The sequence below is a fragment of the Methanosarcina hadiensis genome (assembly GCF_046529725.1).
GTDB lineage: Archaea > Halobacteriota > Methanosarcinia > Methanosarcinales > Methanosarcinaceae > Methanosarcina > Methanosarcina hadiensis.
Genome location: NZ_CP136241.1, coordinates 3,435,900 through 3,455,575, shown reverse-complemented (window position 1 = coordinate 3,455,575; position 19,676 = coordinate 3,435,900). Strand labels below are relative to the sequence as shown.

General features: G+C 42.8%; 16 protein-coding genes and 1 tRNA gene. 4 read left to right on the top strand and 13 right to left on the bottom strand.

Translation table 11 applies throughout. The features are described from left to right. Window positions 1-200: 200 nt before the first annotated feature. The 5 genes from RSJ42_RS14860 to RSJ42_RS14840 form a co-directional block, all read right to left on the bottom strand. Window positions 201-869, bottom strand: a complete 669-nt coding sequence (locus tag RSJ42_RS14860; RefSeq protein ID WP_410508041.1) for an MBL fold metallo-hydrolase — start codon at window positions 867-869, stop codon at window positions 201-203. A 50-nt stretch (window positions 870-919) separates the two neighbouring features. After that, window positions 920-1,891, bottom strand: a complete 972-nt coding sequence (nrpRI, locus tag RSJ42_RS14855; RefSeq protein ID WP_410508040.1) for a global nitrogen regulator NrpRI — start codon at window positions 1,889-1,891, stop codon at window positions 920-922. Between the two features lie 560 nt (window positions 1,892-2,451). Further along, window positions 2,452-2,985, bottom strand: a complete 534-nt coding sequence (locus tag RSJ42_RS14850) for a DUF5817 domain-containing protein (RefSeq protein ID WP_410508039.1) — start codon at window positions 2,983-2,985, stop codon at window positions 2,452-2,454. Between the two features lie 6 nt (window positions 2,986-2,991). Then, window positions 2,992-3,666 carry an undecaprenyl diphosphate synthase family protein gene (locus tag RSJ42_RS14845; protein ID WP_410508038.1) on the bottom strand — a complete coding sequence of 225 codons (675 nt, stop codon included), beginning with the start codon at window positions 3,664-3,666 and terminating at the stop codon, window positions 2,992-2,994. 104 nt (window positions 3,667-3,770) lie between these two features. Continuing rightward, window positions 3,771-4,955: a redox-regulated ATPase YchF gene (locus RSJ42_RS14840; protein WP_410508037.1), complete on the bottom strand. Its 1,185-nt coding sequence runs from the start codon at window positions 4,953-4,955 to the stop codon at window positions 3,771-3,773. Between the two features lie 173 nt (window positions 4,956-5,128). On the opposite strand from RSJ42_RS14840, the gene RSJ42_RS14835 reads away from it, so the two are divergent. The 4 genes from RSJ42_RS14835 (at window position 5,129) to RSJ42_RS14820 (ending at window position 7,001) form a co-directional block, all read left to right on the top strand. Beyond that, window positions 5,129-5,200: transfer RNA gene (locus RSJ42_RS14835), tRNA-Arg, on the top strand. Between the two features lie 76 nt (window positions 5,201-5,276). After that, entirely contained in the window at window positions 5,277-5,450 is a 174-nt protein-coding gene (locus RSJ42_RS14830) for a hypothetical protein (RefSeq protein ID WP_410508036.1), read from the top strand. After that, window positions 5,422-6,519: a hypothetical protein gene (locus RSJ42_RS14825; RefSeq protein ID WP_410508035.1), complete on the top strand. Its 1,098-nt coding sequence runs from the start codon at window positions 5,422-5,424 to the stop codon at window positions 6,517-6,519. Before RSJ42_RS14830 ends, RSJ42_RS14825 begins: the two co-directional genes overlap by 29 nt. 65 nt (window positions 6,520-6,584) lie before the next feature. Further along, a complete protein-coding gene (locus RSJ42_RS14820; protein WP_410508034.1) occupies window positions 6,585-7,001 on the top strand; it encodes a cell surface lipoprotein in 417 nt (138 codons plus the stop codon). A 266-nt stretch (window positions 7,002-7,267) separates the two neighbouring features. Here the strand turns inward: RSJ42_RS14820 and RSJ42_RS14815 are convergent, their stop codons facing one another. The 8 genes from RSJ42_RS14815 to mtaC all read right to left on the bottom strand — a co-directional run bounded on the left by RSJ42_RS14815 (window position 7,268) and on the right by mtaC (window position 18,157). Beyond that, a complete protein-coding gene (locus tag RSJ42_RS14815) occupies window positions 7,268-8,056 on the bottom strand; it encodes a helix-turn-helix transcriptional regulator (RefSeq protein WP_410508033.1) in 789 nt (262 codons plus the stop codon). Window positions 8,057-8,430: 374 nt separating this feature from the next. Further along, entirely contained in the window at window positions 8,431-9,207 is a 777-nt protein-coding gene (locus tag RSJ42_RS14810) for a helix-turn-helix transcriptional regulator (protein WP_410508032.1), read from the bottom strand. A 140-nt stretch (window positions 9,208-9,347) separates the two neighbouring features. Then, window positions 9,348-11,276: a hydantoinase/oxoprolinase N-terminal domain-containing protein gene (locus RSJ42_RS14805; protein ID WP_410508031.1), complete on the bottom strand. Its 1,929-nt coding sequence runs from the start codon at window positions 11,274-11,276 to the stop codon at window positions 9,348-9,350. A gap of 145 nt (window positions 11,277-11,421) precedes the next feature. Continuing rightward, window positions 11,422-13,437, bottom strand: a complete 2,016-nt coding sequence (locus tag RSJ42_RS14800) for a hydantoinase/oxoprolinase N-terminal domain-containing protein (protein WP_410508030.1) — start codon at window positions 13,435-13,437, stop codon at window positions 11,422-11,424. A gap of 477 nt (window positions 13,438-13,914) precedes the next feature. Further along, window positions 13,915-14,883 (bottom strand): cation diffusion facilitator family transporter, encoded by a 969-nt coding sequence (locus tag RSJ42_RS14795; RefSeq protein ID WP_410508029.1) that lies wholly within the window; start codon window positions 14,881-14,883, stop codon window positions 13,915-13,917. A gap of 456 nt (window positions 14,884-15,339) precedes the next feature. Beyond that, complete coding sequence (locus RSJ42_RS14790) at window positions 15,340-15,924, bottom strand: acetate uptake transporter (RefSeq protein WP_410508028.1); 585 nt, start codon at window positions 15,922-15,924, stop codon at window positions 15,340-15,342. 55 nt (window positions 15,925-15,979) lie between these two features. After that, window positions 15,980-17,368 carry a methanol--corrinoid protein co-methyltransferase MtaB gene (gene mtaB / locus RSJ42_RS14785; protein ID WP_410508027.1) on the bottom strand — a complete coding sequence of 463 codons (1,389 nt, stop codon included), beginning with the start codon at window positions 17,366-17,368 and terminating at the stop codon, window positions 15,980-15,982. Between the two features lie 12 nt (window positions 17,369-17,380). Continuing rightward, window positions 17,381-18,157, bottom strand: coding sequence for a methanol--corrinoid protein MtaC (gene mtaC / locus RSJ42_RS14780; RefSeq protein ID WP_410508026.1), 777 nt, complete (start codon window positions 18,155-18,157; stop codon window positions 17,381-17,383). Window positions 18,158-19,676 lie beyond the last annotated feature (1,519 nt).

Genomic DNA, 19,676 nt, shown 5'->3' with positions numbered 1-19,676 from the left:
CCATTGTTTCTTGAAGCCTTCTGTGCACACTTTGGAAAATAAAATCATGAGTTTAATTTCCCGCAACTTAGAGTTGTTAAAGCAGGTGTCCTGAACAGGCTAGTTTTGAGAAAATTAAGAAATTATGAGGTAGTGACTGAAAATGGGAATATTACATGCAGTTATCTGAGATTATCTTATTCTTAAAATGCACCTGCAGATCAGTATCTGGTTAACTCAAGGCACAGGCCAGCTCGAGTTTCCATGTATTTTGAGGGAAAAAGTTTCTTTATTTTTTCCTTATGAGCGGTACAGTGTCCGGCTGCTATCAGTTCCATTCCATAAAGCCTGTCAAAACTTTCACTGTCGTGCAGCCCTCCAATAATTCCTGTAACCTTTCCGTGGCAAAGAGCGGCATCCAGAGTAGCATCTATACCCGGATGAGCGCAACCTGTAAGCACAAAGGAGCCTTCTCCAGCAGTCAGAACCAGAGATTGTTCTTTTATCTTATCTCCCAGTTCTCCTGTACTCCAGACGCTGTCAGATATTTCAATGGCTCCCTTTACTTCTATCAGTGAAGCTCTCTTCTTAATTTCCCTTTTCAGGTTCTCTGAAAAAGATGCAGGAACATAAACGGTAATGCCAGGATTTGCACTCAGGATTTCCGGCAGGCCGCCTATGTGATCCCAGTGCTGATGGGAAAGAATAAGTTTGCTTATAAATACAGGGCTGACACCTGTTTTTTCCATATGCTTTAAAAGGAGGACCCCGTCCCAGCCTGTATCAAAAAGGAGGGTTTCTGTATCTGTTTCAATTAGAGCCGAAAACCCCCAGCTGCCTGTAAATCCGGGGCAGGCTTCATTATCATACAGCACTGTCAGCCTGAGCATCTTCCTGCCTCTTTTTTCGTCGGTTTCCGGCCCAAATTTAAAAATAAAATTTATATTTCTTTCATTGTCTGGTAGTCCAACATGGTAGAAATCGGGTTTGTCTCGATTTCGATTCCCGTTTCCTCCAGGGCACAGATTCCGTTAATTCCTCCTACTATTGCAGCCCCGAACTTTCCAATTTCAACCGGAGCTCCAAGCAAGAATTCGTCAATTTCTCCCAGGGTGATACAGCCTGCTAGCCCTACTTTCTTTGCTTTTTTCAGGACATTTCCTGTTGTCTCATAAGCAGAGGCATTTATCTGCCGCATATTGGCAAGGATTTTTCCTTCGCCTTTCTCAAGTACATCAAGAACTGAAGTAGGAGTTCTGTTCATGAAAATCTCTATGGGGTCAATAGAGGTTCCGCTGTAAGAAATAAGGTCAAGGAAGCGTGCAGGTTTTTTATTCTCTATCTGGAGGATTCCTCCGTAAGCAGGTTCTACCGGGATTCCTGCTTTCAGAAGAAGCCCGTCAAAAGTGACGCTGCATACTGTGGCTATTCCTACCTTACCGGGAGGCAGAGGCATCTCAGGGGAGTCCTCTTCGAATATCCTTACTCTCGGGCTTATCATATAACCTGCATGAGCCGTATATGAAATTACTTCGATAACAGTTTCGAAGTCATCCTTGTCAAAATAAGAAATGTTTACCACTACATCCCCTCTGTCAGTTTCGGGGTTATAGGTAGTCCTGAACGCCATTTCTTCTATTCTGGATATTACAAAACCAAAACGGTCCCCTATCAGGGCATCGTTCATTTCGTTTTCTCCAAGATCGGTAAGCGTACGCCCGGCGTATCCGTGTTTGCGTGTAAACCCTCTCTCATCCAGGATCCTGAGGTGGTAACGGACAGCCCGCTCTCCTATATCATATCCCCGGTTGTTCAGTTCGTCAGCTATAGCCCGGGCACCTATAGGCTTGTCACTTTCGTGAATAACCCTCATGATTTCAATGAGTTTTCTTTCTATTTGCGGATCCATCATGTCTATAACACCGTTATACCCTCTATAATTCCGTAAAGTTTACGGATAATAACGACAAACTACAAAACCACGTACTGAACCTTTTACTGATGATCCTGATGAATAAACCCAGGGCGGTTTTAATGAGATTTTGCTAAGTAGTTTTCCGGGTAGCTATAGGTGTTTATATCAGTGAGCTCCGGATTATTATAATAATCTCTGAATCTCATTGCCTGTAGTCCAGTTATTCAAATCGGATGTGTTTTTGCTTTTAAATGCCTGATTATAGTAAATCTTTTCGTACTTAATATATGTTTTCTTATTCGACTTTATAATAAATGATACTGAGAATCTCGAAAAAATGATTTCCGGCCAACAAAAAATTGTTTGCCAGTCTCTTATTAGTCTTCTTTTTATACTCTCACTATTTAATTTTTAATATCATCCCTGATGAGGATAGTAACTCCAAAAGCAGATTCATGAACAACAGGTTTTCAGCTGGGAATTCTTAAACCCGGCTCTGATCCTGATGGTAAGTTATCAAAAAGATACCGGTACCGAATGCATACTTTTGTTTATAATTATATAAGCTTTACAAAGCCCGGTTCCGGAGAGTAAAGCTCTCCTGTTTCCAGAAGTTTCTTCAGGATTGTATCAAACTTTTCTTCATTTATCCCTTTATCCAGAGCCTTCTCACGAAATTCTTCTATCTTCATTTTTCCATCCGAAGCTTTAAGGATATCACTCATGATTGATTTCTGGTCTTTTTTAGTTTGTATACCTGCAGGGGAGGACTCGGACGCCTGAAATTTAGCTATTTTTTGCACGGTTTTGTCTATCGGGCCTGAGCTGCCAGTCTCTTCGGAAAAAGTTTTCAGAGAAAACGTCTCTTTCCCTTTTCCTGAAAGTTCGGCCTGTACTCGGGTCCTGAAGTCTACAGCTTCGGATAATTCTTCATAAGAACCCAGGACTCTGAGCTTTCGAGCCTGAAGGAGGGCTCCGCAGTGCTGGCACCTGATTGTTTTTTTTCCGGTTTCGGTTATCTGGGCATGCTGTCTGCATTTAGGGCACACAATCACAACATAACGGTTTCCAGTTCTCTCCCCAAACTCCATCCGGTTTCACTTCCCGTATCTTCTCTGCCTTTTCTGGAAATCTCTTATCACTCTCAGGAGATCTATTTTTCTAACATCTTTCCAGTTAACGTCAGTAAAATATAGTTCCGAATATACGGACTGCCAGACAAGGAAATCTGAAAGTTTCTGCCCGCCTGAGCGGATCATTATATCAGGTTCGTGTTTGACAAGGAGATTTGATTCAAGCATTTTTTCATCAATATCTTCAGGTCTGATGCGCCCGTCCTTAACCTCCTTGAGGATAGAAATCACGGATCTGGTAATTTCCCCCCTCCCTCCGAAACCAAGCGATAAATACACAAAAAAATCCTTTCCCTGCCGGCTGCTCTTTACTTCTCCTTCGAGTCCGTATATTTCATAACCTGTCCCGTCAGGAAGATCCATGAAACTGTCTTCCAATCTCTCTCCAAGCGTCGAAGCAAGCTCGATTTTCACAGGCTGGTCATCCTTAAGAATATCTACGTAGATGCTCACAAGTTCTACCTTAAATTTCCTGAATGTAAGGAGTGCAGTCAATAGTTTTTCAATTCCTCTGTATTCAAGGAGGTCTGTTTCCTTGAGAATAAGAGCCACATGTGCCGGGATTTTTGTAGCTGATCTTGTTATTTGCCAGGACAGATAGTTCTCATAAAGAGGCTGACCAAAAGAAAGCAGATCCATTAAATACTCCTTCTAAATAAAACCTTAATTGATCTGAATTTTTACTGTTATCCAATGCTTCCGTTTTTTTACAGTATCAGATTCTCTAGTTCCTTTTATGCGGGTTACTTTGCAGTAGATACAATCTTGATTACGTCCCCATTTTTTAGCTCGTGTTTTTCCCCGAGCCTGAGCCTTGTTCTTGCATCAACTGCATACAGGAAACGGTCTCCTATTTCGGTATGGATCTGGTATGCAAGGTCGTGGCAGGTAGACCCTCTTTTCATAAGATAGGCATCCGGCAGCATATTACCAAGCTTATCCGACCATTTTCCTTCATCTTCTACAGGATATACAACAATAAGGTCCAGAAGTTCAAAGACAGTCCTGTTTATGCATTCCTGAATGCCTGTAGTCCCAAAACGTTCAATCACTTTATGAATGGCTTCAAGCCCTTTCTTCTGGGCTTTCGTAATGTCTTCCGTAAGCAGCTCGAAGTCCCTGTCTCCAGGCGTATATTTTATTATCCCGCCCTTTGCCGCTGACCTTAAAGCCAGTTCGGCTGCTGCACTCGTAGATATTACTATCCTGTCAAGTTCCCTTAGCTCATCCAGGTTTTCCCTTGGGGCAATATCAGCCTTATTTGCAGCAATAAGCATGGGTTTGCTAATTTCCCTCATGGTGTCGCAGAGCCGGATCATGTCCTCTTCAGTCCACTTAACGTGATCCATCCTTGCAAGTCCTGTTTCCATTAAGGCGGCGTTAACATGGGATTCCTTAATTCCTGCACCCGCAAGCTGTTCTGAGATTACCGTTTCAAGCTTGAGACCCTCTGCCTGGATTTTTCTGGAAAGCTTAACCCAGTTTCTATCAAGAATCCCATACAGCCACATTGTTATTTCCCTGTTAAGGAATGCCACATCTTCAAGGGGGTCGTGGTCTCCTATGTCCACAGGGTTGCCTTCGCAGTCTGTCCCGCCTGAAGCATCCACCACGTGAATTATCGCCTGGGCCTGTCTCAGCTCATCAAGAAATGTGTTTCCAAGCCCTCTCCCTTTACATGCATCCGGCACAAGCCCTGCAACGTCTATAATGTCAATAGGAACAAGCCTGATCCCGTCAACGCACTTCCCGCATGTTTTTCCTTTCTCCTTGCACGGGCACTCAGCCCTGACGTATGTAACGCCGTGGTTAGCGTTTATGGTTGTGAAAGGATAATTTGCAATCTCAACATCTGCAAGGGTAGCCGCTTTAAAAAAGGTGGATTTGCCCGCATTGGGCTTTCCTGCAAGTCCTATGGTCATCGACATAAATTATAAAAAAGAACTTGTTGCATTTAATCTTTATTGATATTGAGGTCATTGATAACATGTTTTTTCCCTCCATTTTTCAGGGACACCGGATAGATTTGTCGCAGGTTGGTCTGGCTTTTGAATAATAAGGTTTATATTCTAGTATGTGCTTATGAGTGGTGCTCGCTTGCGTCCCGATAGGGTAGTGGATATCCTTGAGGCCTGCGGAGCCTTAGACCTGAGTTCAAGTCTCAGTCGGGACGTAAATTCTTATTTTTGATTATTCTTCGGTTATTTTTGATTCTTGACTGCATATTACTTTCCGAATTTTTACATCTTATGGATTTTTACACTCTTCTTTTCACTGAACCTTATAATCTGGTTGTCCTCCGCTGTATGGTTGATATTTCGATACTGGAGACCAGCGCAATTGGATGGCATGCACACTGGCGTACATTGATCAGGGTTCAACCAGGCAGTACGTATGTACGCATGGAGCAGCCGTGGAAATAACTATCCATATGCGAATGTGAGTGATCACGACCGTTTGGGTATGCACCTCACATACGGCTCGAACGATTCTCCTCTGTGCGCGATAAGAATAGCACCCGGCCTATTGCAGTTCAACCATTTGGGCGATAAGATCGGGCTGTGGGATAATGATGACACTTATTCGGATAATACGTACAACCTCTCCTACATCCTGTCATATGTGGGAAATTCGATACCTTCCTTAAACCTGACAGATTCGGATGGTGACGGGCTGCCAAATGATCTGGAAATGCACGGATGGATGGATACTCAGGGTCATGTCTACTATACAGATCCCTACAATTCCGACACTGACAGCGATGGACTTGCCGACAATGAAGAGGCAGGCACGTGGACAACAGTTAACGGCTGCAAGTACTTCCAACTATTCAGCGATCCGACAAAAGCGGACAGTGACGGAGACGGGATTGACGACTTACAGGAATTTGAATTTGGTACAAATCCCCTCTCAGCAGATACAGACAAGGACAGTATAATTGACTTTGACGATGAATATCCTCTCTCCCCAGTCAGCATAGAATCTGAACCCAGCACCCTTGAAATCGGTCGTGCAATCGTTCTTGGCGCAGTCTTCGGGAAATGCGGGATTGAAGGGGGGAGCCTTGCCGGGTCTGTTGATAGCGAGATCGCTTCTTCTCCTTACTATATCGTGGGCTGGATCGGTTTTTCACTGGTTCCTATTGCCGGTGCTGTGGCTGATGCCAGGGATGCAGTTCAGGCTCTAATCAATGGTGACGAACTTGGAGTTGCCTTGAATGCGGCAGGTGCTTTCTCAGGTATAAGGGATGGAGTAAAAACAGGTGCAGCTGTTGGTTTATTTCTCGGCAAATATCCAGAAAAAGCACTTGATGTGGCCAAAGCTTTGGGTAAGTATGCGTTTCCACATGCACCAGACATGGTGAAGCTTGAAGTTCTCGATATCATATTTGAGGGAGCAAATCTTTTGATTTCATATTCCTGTAATCTCTCCACTTTTCTTTTAGATCCTATTTTTCCCTTATCTTTTCTGTTCATTCTCACTTACATCTGAAATCTATCAAAAAGATAATGAATACAAATTAACTTATAAATAAAGACCAAAAGATGGTGAGATTCATGAAAGGGAAAATTCTGGTTTTGCTTCTGGTATTTGTGTTTTTATTTGCCTCCGGATGTGCCGAGGAAGAAGATTCTGCAGCTGAAGAGCCCGATGCTTCAGAAGCCTCAGCACAACCGCAGGAAAACGTACCGCAGGAAAACGCTACTTCAGGGTCTGGAAAAGAACATATTGTCCGCCTCGAGTATTATAATGTATCAAGACCCTCAGAGCTCGATATTAAAACAGGTGACACGGTTTCCTGGTGGAGCGGCAAAAGGCAGGGCAACTATGTTCTGGTCAGTGAGGACGGACTCTTCTCTGAACAGAAACTGGCTTACAGTGTTCCTTACAGCTACACTTTTACTGCTCCGGGGACTTACCTTTTCACTGTAAAAGACGTCCCTGCAATGAACATTACAATCAGGGTGAGCTGAGATACTCAGTTCTCCTTTTTTAGAGCCGTTTTTTATCAGATTTCAGGTTTTTTCGATTAAATAAATTTTTATGAAATCTTTTATACTCTCAGTTTACAGACCTCAAGCTCAAGTCCTGAAGAATCCGTACAAAAAAGCATACAGAAATAGCGTAATTTTTCCGTTAACTGAAAAACAATGTTTTAGCTCAAAGAGCATAATTTCAAAAACAGTTTAATCTAAGTTGATTTATTGAAAATCTAGTAGAAAAGAAGGAGAATTTTCTTTCAGACCCTGGTAATTGGCCTTGCCATACCTTTATAATGGTCAAAAAGTTCTTTCCCCCACTTAAGTGCGCTGTCGTCAAAGCTTACCAGGTTATGGTTGTAATAGATCCCGCTATTGCAAAATAGAGACAGAGCCATAAACTTTTCTGTAACTATGCTTGATGCGATTTTCATATTATTGTTATTGCATACATACAGTTTTGTGTACTTTAAGTTAAGGAAATGCTCAAGCTCTTTCCTGTAGTCGTTAAGCATCCTGTCATAGACATATTCCGTGAATACCAGAGTAATATCCGTGCCTTTTGCTGCGAGCTCTATACAGAGAGACGGATAAATCGGAAGGAAGAATGAAGAGGAAATCATCACCTTCTCGGATTCGGAAAGATGTTTTACTACTTCTTTCGGATACTCGAAAACATGGTTTCTGTCCGGGTTTACTTCCATGTAATCTCCAAGCTTCCCTATGTTATCCAGAAACTCGGGAGGAATCGACGTCATATCCTGGTTTATCCAGTAATTGTGGTTTTTATCGAAAACACTGAACGTTTCGAGGATAGCTTTCATCTTGGGAACAAGAATCTCTCCGATACTTGAAAGCTTGTATAGCCTGTTATTTTCAACAATTAAGTCCTGCTTCATCAGGATCTTTATCTGTGTCATTATCGGACTTGAGCGTACATCGAGCGTGTCTTTAATCTCCTCGATAGTCTTGGGCCCGTCCATAAGAAGCAGAAGCAGGTTTTTCCTTTTTTCTGAAAGAAAGAGAACATCAAGTAATGATGATTCCATCTAATTCCCTCTCTTGTTTTTCATCCTGTATATCAAACATTGTATATATCTCTGTACCGGAAGTTTAAACACTTCTCTAACTTTCTCCATAACCTGACGTTACGGAAAAGTAATCTCACAGGTTATAACTGCAGGAACATCATGAAAATTGCCATTTTTGCGTAACAAAATACTACAATAAGATATATAATTATTTTTCATTATTTTGTTTTTGATGTCCCTATTCCCGGGTTTTATCCGGGAAATCCCTGATTGATTCTTTCTTCATGTTCATGAGAAACTGGTCAGGATATACATCCAGAAATAGCTGGGATTTTCATCTCTGTTTTTCCTCGTTTAGATTTTTAAGTTATTTTAAGTTTTTAAGTTCTATGTCACTTTACCTGTTTGGAAAGCCTCTTGAGATAATCAAATAATTCCTGCCCCCACTTCCGGGCACCTGGCTCAAAGCTTAAAACAAACTGCTGATCGAACTTTCCGTTTTTATCAAAAAGTCCCAGTAGCATTATTTCATCGGTCACCGTAACCTCAGAGATTTTTACCTCTCTGGAAATGTAAATGCTTACATTATCCATGCCCATTAACTCTTTTATCATATTTGAGTGCTCGTTTGAGAGATGGTCCCATACGGATTGTGTAAAATTAAGGGATAACTCGGCGTCCTTTCTCCCAAGTTCGACATACAGAGGCAGATAAGCAGGATTAAAATAGGATGCAAAGGTTGAAGCTACTTTTGCATTCACCATGCTATCAATAATCTTCTGGGAAGGCTCATAAATGTGGTTCAGGTCAGGCTCAATCAGGGTACAGTCTCCAAGCTCTGCGATCCTTTCAAGCAGGTGGCGGGGAATTGAATTCAGATCGTGGCCTGTCCAGTAACAGTTGTTCTTTTCCACGACTTCAAGGGCACAGATAAGTGGCTTCACCTTTTTAATTATAAATTCTCCCAGTACGGTAAGCTTATACATCCGGTCTTCCTGGACAATAAGATCACTGTCTATCAATTTTTTTATTTGGGGCAGGATCGAAGTGGCAGTGACATCCAGTTCATCCCTTATTTCATCAATACTTTTTGAGCCGCTATCCAGCAGTATAAGAAGATTCTTTCTTTTATCGGAGCGGAAAACAAGGTCAATAAGTGAAGACTCCATCTCTCCATACTTCCTGCAGTATCATTCCCTGCGGACCATTGCCAATTCTTCCTTTCGCAGGCTGGTTCTCTGGCTGTTCTCTAAATCCAGAATCATTCCTCCGGTATTTTTAAATTCTTTATCTGGTACAGATCTAAAACTCAGTCTATTAGAGCACCAGGAGTACAGATCCCCACAAATGTCATCTTTGTTTCCATTGGGGTTTGCTTCCATCCCGGAGGAACAAGATACTCTATGCTTGTACCTATCCTTATCAAATTTTCCGGGAGCCCGAAGTCTTTCATCGAATCAAGGATGAGTTCTTCGCCAGCTTTTTGAGAATATTCCATTGCAGCCCTGTAGTGTTCAAATTTCTTTCTTCCAGCCGGGGTAAATACAAGGAAATTCTGATCCGGGTTTTCCATTGAGGACGGTCTGATAGTTATCTCAATTCTTTTAATTCCTTTCCCTACAAGAGCTCCGACCGCATTTCCCACTCTTGCCTGTTCGGGGACAATTATTTCTGCATCAATAAGGGACTTCAGTTCTCCATAGTAAGCTTTTACAGGTCCTCCCAGCAAAACGATAGGAACATTTACTTTATACTGGATAGGCACGTCTTTTTCCAGCATCATTTTTATCCCATCTTTTCCCCTGCCTTCCATAATGAAGGATATGAGGCTGTAAGCCATATTTTTCGCAACCTGCTGCTTCACTTTTTTACAGAAAGCGATCGCTCCTAACTGAGTAAAGCGGGAAAGTTTTTTGGCGCCTATCTGTGCAGCCCCTACATCCCATTCCGTATATTCTCCCAGGACATGCAGGGCATCCGTAGGCGTAAAACCTATAGCCTGAATTACTCTCTGGTTGAGCAGGGAATCAAGTACTTCGGGAGAGGGAAAACGCTTTGTTTTATTTAATATATCATGAATGGAGAGAGGTTCGTCTCCTATTACTTCAAGCAGTTTCTGTTCACTTTCAGTAGGGTTTAGAGGTGCAGTCCCGGTCCGGACAAAAAACTTGGTAGGCTGAATATGCTCATTGAGCATGGTTCTCAGAGGTATGGGATTTTTCTCAAGTTTTTCCTTGAAATTTGGATAGTTTACTGCAGCAAAACAGAGAGGCATGACTCTTCTAGGGCCTACCCTTATGCATTTCTTGAACCATATATGGCTGTCTCCTCCATTTGCCGAACTTTCCATTTTTATAGCTTTCACGCGTGTCTGCCAGCCACCGACAATTGCGCCTTTTTCGCAGAGTTCCGGCTCTCCGTTCTTAATTATGGAGACATCCGTACTGGTCCCTCCAACATCAATAACGGCACAGGTGTTAAGTCCCGATAGGTGTGAAGCTCCAATAATGCTTGCAGCGGGACCTGAAAAGATTGTTTCAATCGGGCGCAGTTTTGCTCCTTTTATATCTATGACTGAACCGTCACATTTCAGCATCAGGACCTTTGCATCAAGGCTTCTTTCCTTTATTTCGGTCATGATAGAATGGATAAACTGGTAGGTTATAGGAATCAGCTGGGCGTTTAATACTGCCGTAGCTGCTCTTTCGTACGCTCCGAGTTCCTGGGAAAGCTCATGCCCGCACACTACTGGATGTCCTGTCAGTTTAAGGATTACTTCCTTTATCTTAATTTCATGTTCGGGGTTTCTGATACTGAAATATGAAGAGACAGCAAAAGCAGACACTTTGTTTTTAAGGCTAATTGCAAATTGCTCCACGGCTGCAATATCAAGAGGCTGGAGCTCATCTCCATTGTTGTCGTGTCCTCCCTTAACCGTTATCGTATAATCGGCGGGGAGCTCTCTTGGAACAGTATAGTCCCCTACAAGAATCAGGCCAACAGGATAACCTGTCCTTTCAAGAATAGTATTTGTAGAGAGAGTTGTAGAAACCGATACAAGTTTTACTTCCTTGAGATATTCCGGGTTCAACTTATTAATTGCATTTCGAATTCCGGTCATCAGGTTTGGATAGGTGGTAATAGCCTTGCTGGCATCAAGGATCTTGCTGTCCGAATCTCTCAGGATGACAGCATCCGTGTATGTTCCACCTGCATCAATACCCAGACTATATTGCATGTTAAAACAGCCCCATTTTTTATTCTATAAGTGATCCATATCCTTTTTTGATTGTGTTATTCCCTTTAGCCGGATTTATAGGGTTATGCCTCAAGATATATATTTTTACTTATAATGTTCAACAACTTCTATCTCTATATTTCTGTCAGACTGTCACGTTATTCCTCGGAATTCCTATCCCTACATAAACGAGTTTTGTCTCCAGAGGAACGTCTGTCCAGCCGCTGGGTGCCAGGTGTTTCCTGCTTACATCTATTCTTATATCTTCTTTCGCAAGCCCTGCGCTGTTCATATAATCCATAACAAGCTGTCTCCCCAGTTTTTCAGCATACTCAAGAGCTTCGGCATATACCTCAAACTTTTTCCTTTCGGATGGAGAAAATACAATAAACTCGTTTTTCTTTTCTTCCTGGAGCATATCCTGTATAACTTCACTCTCCGGAGCTGCGCAGTGCTCTTCCCCCAGGGGAACGACTTCTTCTCTTGTCCTGGGGACAAGCCTGGTTTTTATGAGGATCTCCACTCTTTTAATCCCTTTCCCGACAAGGGCACCGACTGCATTGCCCACATCAGCGTGTTCGGGAACTATAAACTCGGCATTGATCAGCTTTCTCAGGTCTTCAGCATACGCCCCTACAGGGCCTCCGAGAAGTACCACGGGAATTTCTACGCAGAAACGTGTAAAATTTTTTCCCTTAAGCACTCTGTCAATTTCGTCTCTGGGCATTCCTTCTATCATATATGCGATAAGGTCTTCGGCAATGTTACGCGCAACCCTGCGCTTTACCTCTGCACTGAAAATTTCAGGGTCTTGCTTAAGTGATCTTCCAAGTAGGTAAGCCCCTATTCTTGCAGCCTCCACATCCCATTCCGTATATTCGCCAAGGACGTGCAGGGCATCGGTAGGTGTAAAACCTATCGCCTGGATCAGCCTCTTCTGTATCAGTGAGTCAAGTATTAGAGGGGAAGGACGTTTTTTCAGGGCTATAAGCAGGTCTCCGAAAGAAACAGGCTCTTTTCCTATCTGCCTGTAGATTTCACGTTCCCCTGATTTCAATTCTATAGGTCTGAACCCTGTCCTGACATAAAATTTCGTTACCTGGATGTTTTCACAGAGGTAACCTTTCGCTACCCTGTTATGCTTTAGTTTCTCCCTGAATCCGGGATATATGGCAGCAGCTCTACATAAAGGAATTACCCTGCGGGGGCCTACATTGATTCTGTCGCCCTTAAGCCAGATATGGCTATCCCCTCCGGTTGCTGAGGTTTCCATACGGATAGCTTTTACACGGGTCTGCCAGCCTCCAACTACCGCACCTGAGCTGCTGAGTTCAGGAAGTCCGTTTTTCATCATGGCAACATCCGTGCTTGTCCCTCCAACATCAATCATAGCGCATGTATCCAGCCTGGTGAGGTGGGAGGCGCCCACAAGACTTGCGGCGGGACCTGAAAAAATGGTTTCAATAGGTTTTTCCAGAGCCTCTTCGATTCCGACCACAGACCCATCGCATTTTAACATCAGCATATTTGCGTTGATTCCACGGCCTTCAAATTCTCTGATTATTGCCTGGATGAACTTGTGAGTAATAGGAATTAGCTGAGCATTCAGGAAAGCAGTTATAGCCCTCTCATATGCCCCAAGATCCTGCGACAGCTCATGCCCGCAAACAACAGGATGCCCTGTGAGCTCTTTTACAGCTTTTTTGACTGCAAGTTCATGTTCGGGATTCCGGTTGCTGAAATAAGAAGAAACAGCAAAAGCCGAAACTTTACTCTGTACCTTGAGCGCAAATTCCTCTACCTCATCAAGGTTAAGGGCTTTTAGTTCCTCTCCATCGCTATTATGCCCGCCTGAAACTGTTATCCAGTAATCTGTAGGAAGTTTTTCAGGGATCACGTAGTCTCCCACCATAATTAGCCCTACAGGAAATCCCGTACTTTCCAGGATTGTATTTGTAGATAGTGTGGTGGATACTGATACAAGCTTTATGTCCCCGAGATATTCCGGGTCAAGCTTGTCGAGTGCGTTTTTCATTCCAGGCAGGGGGTCAGGATAGGTCGTTAGAGCTTTGCTTGACTCTACCACTGCCCCATCAGAATCCCTTACGATAACGGCATCGGTATATGTGCCCCCTGCATCTATTCCAAGACTGAAGTGCATTTCTTTGTTTCCTCTCTTATGAATTGGATAGTGGATTCTTCAGGCTTTCCAGAGAATTCTTATTTCTGAGATATTTATCATTGACAATCAGTCAGCTTTGAGTACATTAACTTCGGGATTACAGGTTCCGGTGCTGGCTAAAGCCTGTCACTTTAATTAAAGCCTGAATAGTTGTTAAACATGCAGTAACTAAATGGATATCTGGTCATACCTTCCATTTTGAAAGAAGAATTCAAAGCCGGTATCCAGAAAGACCTTTACCTTTCTAATTGAATAACAGGTAATTAACCGGTTATCTATTAATTGATTAAGATTGAAGCCGCCGCCATTGGAAACCAGAGATAGCAAACTATAATGGCACTCTTCTTCGAATTAATATTCTGGTTACTTTTCCTTACTATATTATTCCCACTATTTTATTTTTTTGGGTTTATAGTTGCCTGGCTGGTTTTCAAAGCCAACTCTATATTTACCTGTTCATACCATTATTTTCTTTCTACCTTCTTCAGATATTCCTTCCCTTTTCCGGTAAGAACATTTTTTTTCAGGACCGGGTTGTGCTTTTATTAGAGTATATGCTTCCTGTCCGTAGGCTGTTTTCAATCTTTTTTCCACCCTGTCCGTGATTTCTGTAACTTCCTGTATATTTAAAGAGTCATTTACAGTAATACACGCATTAATTGCTATCCCATTTCCTATTTTCCGAGTTTTAAGTTCGCTGGAACCCGTTACTCCTTCGGTTTTATTTATTATCTCTCTAATTTTTCTATTCTCTTTTTCATCAAGGGAGGCTTCTATGAGTTCGTTGGTAGTGCCGTACAGAAGCTTGCCCGAGGTCCCGAGAAGGTAGAGGCTTATAAGAATTGCAATAAAAGAATCAATTATAACCCAGTTTTCTCCGGGAAGAAAGGTGCATCCTATGCCCAGAGTAACAAAACAGGAGAGAAGTAAACTTCTAACCTGAGATTTTCTGGTATTAATGTCAGGTTCCGGTGAAATGCCATTCATATATCTCCCGGTCTTTCTGCCAAGTAAAGGAATAATTTCGCCTGATACAAGTATCAGGGCGGCTGAGTATAATGCAAAGATCTCAGGGGCTTCTATCTCTTTTCCCTGTATGAATGTGATCAGTTCTTCCAGAGATATGCTTATTGACTGCGCCCCAGCAAAAAGGAGTATAAATGCTCCGGCTCCCATAAAGAGGGTTGCAATTTTTCCGTGTCCGTAGTTATGGCTCCAATCTTCGGGTTTGCTTGCTATAAATACTTCAAGGAGCTTTCTGAGTTCATTGATTAACCCTGAGGAGGAACGGACCGAATCTGCAATAAGTGCTGTACTATTTCCTGAAAGTCCGGCGGTTAATTTTAAAAAGGTCGATGCAAAGCTAAAAAAAAGGGCTTTATATGATATGTTCAGTGTTTCATTCAAATTTTTGTCCGCTTTCATCAGAAATTCACCGCTAATGAATTTTTCTATCCTCCTTTGGCAAAGCGGACCCTTAAGGGTCTAAAAAAGATTTGGAACCAGAATGACCTAAAATTCAGGTAAGCCTCGAACGCCTACATCTTCCCTAACGCGGTACAAGACGCAGCATTTTCAGCCACTGGAGATCAATAGATATAGAGAGGGCAAGTAAATTGAAAACACAGATTTGGGATCTGTGTTTTCAAGGGTTGGAATTTTTTCGGGCTTTCTATCCTGTTTTTTCCCTTCCGTTTTTTGTGGGTTTTGTAGGTCGTCGAGGTTGGTGTAGATTCCCTCAGATTCTGTATTTCAGTTCATTTTTTATTCGTTTTTTATTCGTTTTTAAATCGTTTTTCAATTCGTTTTTTATTCATTTTTTCCGTTTTTTATACCGTTTTTTATTTTTACTGAGGGTGTAATGCTGTCATTACTTCATCGTCAGAGTGGAGCTATTGTCTTCCCATGCACTTCATTCATTATCATGGCAAGAGCCGTATACATGGACCCGAGGCCCATAATAAGTCCAACATATCCGGCCACTACAAGCAGTCCGGCGTTCCCGGTTGCGTTTACAACGGCCAGAAGCATAAATAGTATAAATAATGTTACAAATACAAACTGAAGGGCTCTAACTCCGATCTTCATTGTAATGATTAACATAACAAAGGTATATACACCCCAGGTAAAGAGATATGCGGCCATAGCAATTCCAGACGAGGGGGAAGCCCATCCCATTGCGGGCATTACGAGCAGACCGGCCAGTGAGAACCAGAAGAGGCCGAATGCTGAAAATGCTGTTCCTGCAAAAATATCTCCTTTCTTCCAGGACATAATTCCTGCAAACACCTGGGCAAATCCTCCCAGGAATATTGCCATGGAGACAATCATTGATTCTACAGGGTATACGCCAATGTAGCTCAGACTTAACAGAACTGCAGCCAGACCCAGCCCTGTAAAGCCAAGAGGGGCGGCGTTTGCTGTTTTATCAACAATTACGGTAGAAGTTCCTGCGTTTTCGCTCATGATTATTCTCCTGAAGCCATTTTTTGAAAAAAATTAAAAAAAGGAAGTTTAGGGCTTAGAGCCCGTAGTTTTCTGGTTTGAAAACTGCTACTTCCTGCTTGAATTTGGTCAGGTTGTCGCTCATGAACTTGTCAGCATCGTCGGTGAGGGCTACGAGGTCGGACTTAACCTTTGCAAGAGCATTGGTTTCGAACCTTGTGAGTCTCAGCTTGCCGGAGTTGACTCCGGATTCGATAATGTTGCAGCATTCGATTGCAGCGGCTTTTGCACGGAGGTAGTTGTTGTTTCCGTTCTTTGCAATTGCCTGTCCGACCTTGTAGGCGTTGTCGTAGGCGAGGACATATCCCTGTGGGTCTCTGTATTTGTCAGAGAGAACGAGGATGTCCCTGAGGTCCTTTGCCTTTCCGGTCTTGAGGGCTACGTTCATCATGGAACAGTCGTATGCAAGGGTTTCGGACCAGCACTGAACGGTTGTACCACCGAATTCACCGTGGTATTCAACGGATTCGTTGGACCACAGGTCACAGCACTGCATGACCAGGTTACCCATGAGGTCAGAGTGTGCGCAGGTTGAGGTCTTACCTTCCTGGGTGATTGGTACACCTGCAATGGACTTTATGATGGAGTTCTCGTAACCACAGTCTTTGCCCGGGCCCTGTGCGCCTGCTTCATATGCGCAGAGTGACCTTGCTGCAGAGATTGCTCTTGCAACGATTGCGGTTGTGTGGGCGAGGTTCTTGTCAAGCAGACCGCCTGCAATGAACATTGCAGTGTTTGCCTGGGCACAGTCTGTGTCACCAGCTGCAATAGTGCCGGTCTTCTTTGCAATTGCTGCAATGTCGGACCAGACCATTTCCATGTCCATGCTGCCGAGAACACCGATACCGAAGAGGATACCTGCAGTGTCGTTTCTCAGAATTGAGTAGTCGAATACTTCCTTACCACCCATTGATTCAACGGACAGGAGGTCAGCACCGGACTTTGCACACTGCTCGAAAGCTTCGAGGAAGGTGTTGTATTTGCTTTCTCCTCTGAGGTCGAGGTAGTCACGGTCTTCACGGATGTCACCGATTGTGTGGCGGAGTGCGCACTTTATGCCGTATTCATCGTGGTATTCTTCCATGATGGTCTTCTGGGCATGTGCAACAGCTGCTCCCCAGGAGGGGTTGTTGGACATCTGCTGAACGTGTTCGGTTTCGAGTACGACGGAAGGAGCTCCGATCTGGACCATCCTTGCCATGATGTCAGTGGTGATCCTTTCGTATTCTTTTACGAGTTTTTCCTTGGATTTACCTGCTTCAGGTCTTGGGGCGTAGTTAACTTCAGGAGAAGTGTAACCTGCACCGATCTCGAGTCCGAGGCCTGCCTTTACAGGGAATTTTGCATTTCCGAAAATGAGTTCATCTGCGTTAGCGTAAGCCATTGAAGTGTATTTCTTTACCATTTTGCTCCCTCCTTAGTGCTTGTGGAATTCCTCTCTTAAGGCAGCTATGTCTTTGGTACCTGCAACGATTGCATCTGCAATCTTGGGGGCATCTGCAGCCTCTTCACCGTAGACTCCGAGCTCATACTGGGATACGAAGTCCTGGTTCACAGCACCGCCACCGCATGCGAATGGGACCTTTATTCCCTTCTCAAGGAGCTTGTCGTTAACTTCCTTGAATGCATACATGGTGGTTGTCATGAGGGCAGTACCTGTGACCATGATTGGCTTGTTTGCGACAACAGCGCTGATGACCTCGTCAACTGGAACGTCTCTTCCAAGGTCGACTACATCATAGCCGTTTGCTCTCAGGAGGGCAACAACGATGTTCTTTCCGATGTCATGCACGTCACCTTCTGCTACATGGCAGACAACCTTGCCCTTTGCTTCGGGGACATCTGTTGTCTTGCTCTTACAGAAGTCGATACCTGCAAGCATTGCATCGGCAGACATCATAACGTTGGGGAGGAAAATGATACCATCATCATAGAGTCTTGTGACAACTCCCATACCGATCATAAGGGCATTGTCAATGAGGTCGATTGGCTTCTTGCCTGCTGCAATTGCGGCTTCAAGGCCCTCAATAACGTCGTCCTCTTCACCCTCATAGATTGCTTTTGCAATTGGGTAAACGAGTTTGTCCTTCGGGTAAAGTTCTTCTGCTGCTTCGTCAGGTGTCATTTCCTTTTCGAGGGCGACATTGTAGCGTACTAATATGCCATCGACATCTTCCAGTTTCAAATCCAACATATTTTAACCTCCATTTTGATAATGAAGAGATCTCAGATTGCTCAGATCTTCGATCCTGCAAGTTAATCTCCCTTCAGTTTCCGGATATGTATTCCGAAACACTGTATAAAACAATGTAAACGAATTCGAAAACCTCCAGACCGAATTCTTTCCATTGTGGGGGTATGAATAACCTTTTGGTGGTGTACTGGTTACACAATAGTGCTGAATTAAAGGTCGATTGTTCGTTTTTGAGGCTCGTTAGGAACATTAATTGTTTCCTGGGGTTCAGGGTCCTTTTATTCCTATTTTCATATGCCTGGAGACCTTTTCTTTCCAGTTAACTATTGTAAGGTGTACTCCCTTTATTATTCGGGAATTCACTTGCAGATGTCAGTTGGATTTCCTGGAATATACCTTCATCTGTGCTAATTTTTGCGCAGCTATAATTTTATAATTACGCTTTCAATTTTCAGCACAAATGATTTTATAAAAAAGAATCGTTTTTTTGTCCCCATTGTTTTAATCAATGGCTTCAAAATTTATTGAGCAATTATCACTTCCTCCGGGATATCTCTTATTGAGAACCCTGAATAATTGCAGGCTTTTTTTTGAGCTGTGGGGGTTATCAAGTGGATTTGTTTTTTATGGCGGAATATACTTAAGGCAAAGTGTGATCTGTCAGGGCTTATTCTTTAGTTTGTTAAAGTGAATTTTATATCTTGCCCTGTTCCTATATGTTTTCTTCGAAACTTTATTTTCTTATCTATATATAAGAAGATCTTTCGAAGTTCCCAGATCTAAATTGTCCCTGTACTTAATGAACCTTACTTTTTTGCCCTAATATTTCCGTTTTTTAAAATGTGAGGCGATCTTTTTCCCTGGTAAGTTACTGCATCTCTGTTTTAAGTTTGTTAATAAGTCTACTTTGTAATATTTGTATATATTTCTTTCTATCCGAAAATTGTCTGGCTTTCGGGAATGAAAGAATACTTTATCTCACCATATAGGGAGGTTATCTCCGGGCAAAAAGCGAGGACAATTTCAACTTATATAAAGTTTTTGCATGTCAGGTCATATCTTTCCTGAACCGGAAACTTTCTTCCTCTCACCTTGGCCCTCCTCAATGCCGCAACTTCCGTGATCGGAAACTTTTGGACCGGAAATCTCATAATCCAGTTTCCAATGTAAGAGTTATTTTATTTTCCTGTGTTAAAACGGGTCTGCTGTAACAATCGAATTGCAGAGCTAAAGGATTAGAAATATCATAAATGGTATTCCAAAAAAGTGAAAGCTTTTTTGTGGTATATTAAAGAAAAATTGTAAACGAATTGGAGCGGCAATCGGATCTAAAGTAAATCGGAACTAATATGCCCGGTCATAATTTCCGATTCAAATACTCTTCCGCCCAAAGTTTCCCAGCTTAAAAAATAATCGTTGCCTGGCTGTATCCTGGCCTTTTTCTTCCACTTTTTTAAAGGAGAGCTGCTTTTCTTTCAGACATCTGCTTGTTGTCATTCGCGGCTTTAATAAGTTCATC

Excerpts from the sequence above, each read along its gene's own strand:
- RSJ42_RS14860 (WP_410508041.1), bottom strand. The coding sequence starts at position 869 with ATGCTCAGGCTGACAGTGCTGTATGATAATGAAGCCTGCCCCGGATTT.
- RSJ42_RS14790 (WP_410508028.1), bottom strand. The coding sequence starts at position 15,924 with ATGAGCGAAAACGCAGGAACTTCTACCGTAATTGTTGATAAAACAGCA.
- RSJ42_RS14820 (WP_410508034.1), top strand. The coding sequence starts at position 6,585 with ATGAAAGGGAAAATTCTGGTTTTGCTTCTGGTATTTGTGTTTTTATTT.
- RSJ42_RS14805 (WP_410508031.1), bottom strand. The coding sequence starts at position 11,276 with ATGCAATATAGTCTGGGTATTGATGCAGGTGGAACATACACGGATGCT.
- RSJ42_RS14840 (WP_410508037.1), bottom strand. The coding sequence starts at position 4,955 with ATGTCGATGACCATAGGACTTGCAGGAAAGCCCAATGCGGGCAAATCC.
- nrpRI (WP_410508040.1), bottom strand. The coding sequence starts at position 1,891 with ATGATGGATCCGCAAATAGAAAGAAAACTCATTGAAATCATGAGGGTT.
- RSJ42_RS14845 (WP_410508038.1), bottom strand. The coding sequence starts at position 3,666 with ATGGATCTGCTTTCTTTTGGTCAGCCTCTTTATGAGAACTATCTGTCC.
- RSJ42_RS14830 (WP_410508036.1), top strand. The coding sequence starts at position 5,277 with ATGGATTTTTACACTCTTCTTTTCACTGAACCTTATAATCTGGTTGTC.
- RSJ42_RS14825 (WP_410508035.1), top strand. The coding sequence starts at position 5,422 with ATGTACGCATGGAGCAGCCGTGGAAATAACTATCCATATGCGAATGTG.
- RSJ42_RS14815 (WP_410508033.1), bottom strand. The coding sequence starts at position 8,056 with ATGGAATCATCATTACTTGATGTTCTCTTTCTTTCAGAAAAAAGGAAA.
- RSJ42_RS14800 (WP_410508030.1), bottom strand. The coding sequence starts at position 13,437 with ATGCACTTCAGTCTTGGAATAGATGCAGGGGGCACATATACCGATGCC.
- RSJ42_RS14810 (WP_410508032.1), bottom strand. The coding sequence starts at position 9,207 with ATGGAGTCTTCACTTATTGACCTTGTTTTCCGCTCCGATAAAAGAAAG.
- RSJ42_RS14850 (WP_410508039.1), bottom strand. The coding sequence starts at position 2,985 with ATGGAGTTTGGGGAGAGAACTGGAAACCGTTATGTTGTGATTGTGTGC.
- mtaB (WP_410508027.1), bottom strand. The coding sequence starts at position 17,368 with ATGGTAAAGAAATACACTTCAATGGCTTACGCTAACGCAGATGAACTC.
- mtaC (WP_410508026.1), bottom strand. The coding sequence starts at position 18,157 with ATGTTGGATTTGAAACTGGAAGATGTCGATGGCATATTAGTACGCTAC.
- RSJ42_RS14795 (WP_410508029.1), bottom strand. The coding sequence starts at position 14,883 with ATGAAAGCGGACAAAAATTTGAATGAAACACTGAACATATCATATAAA.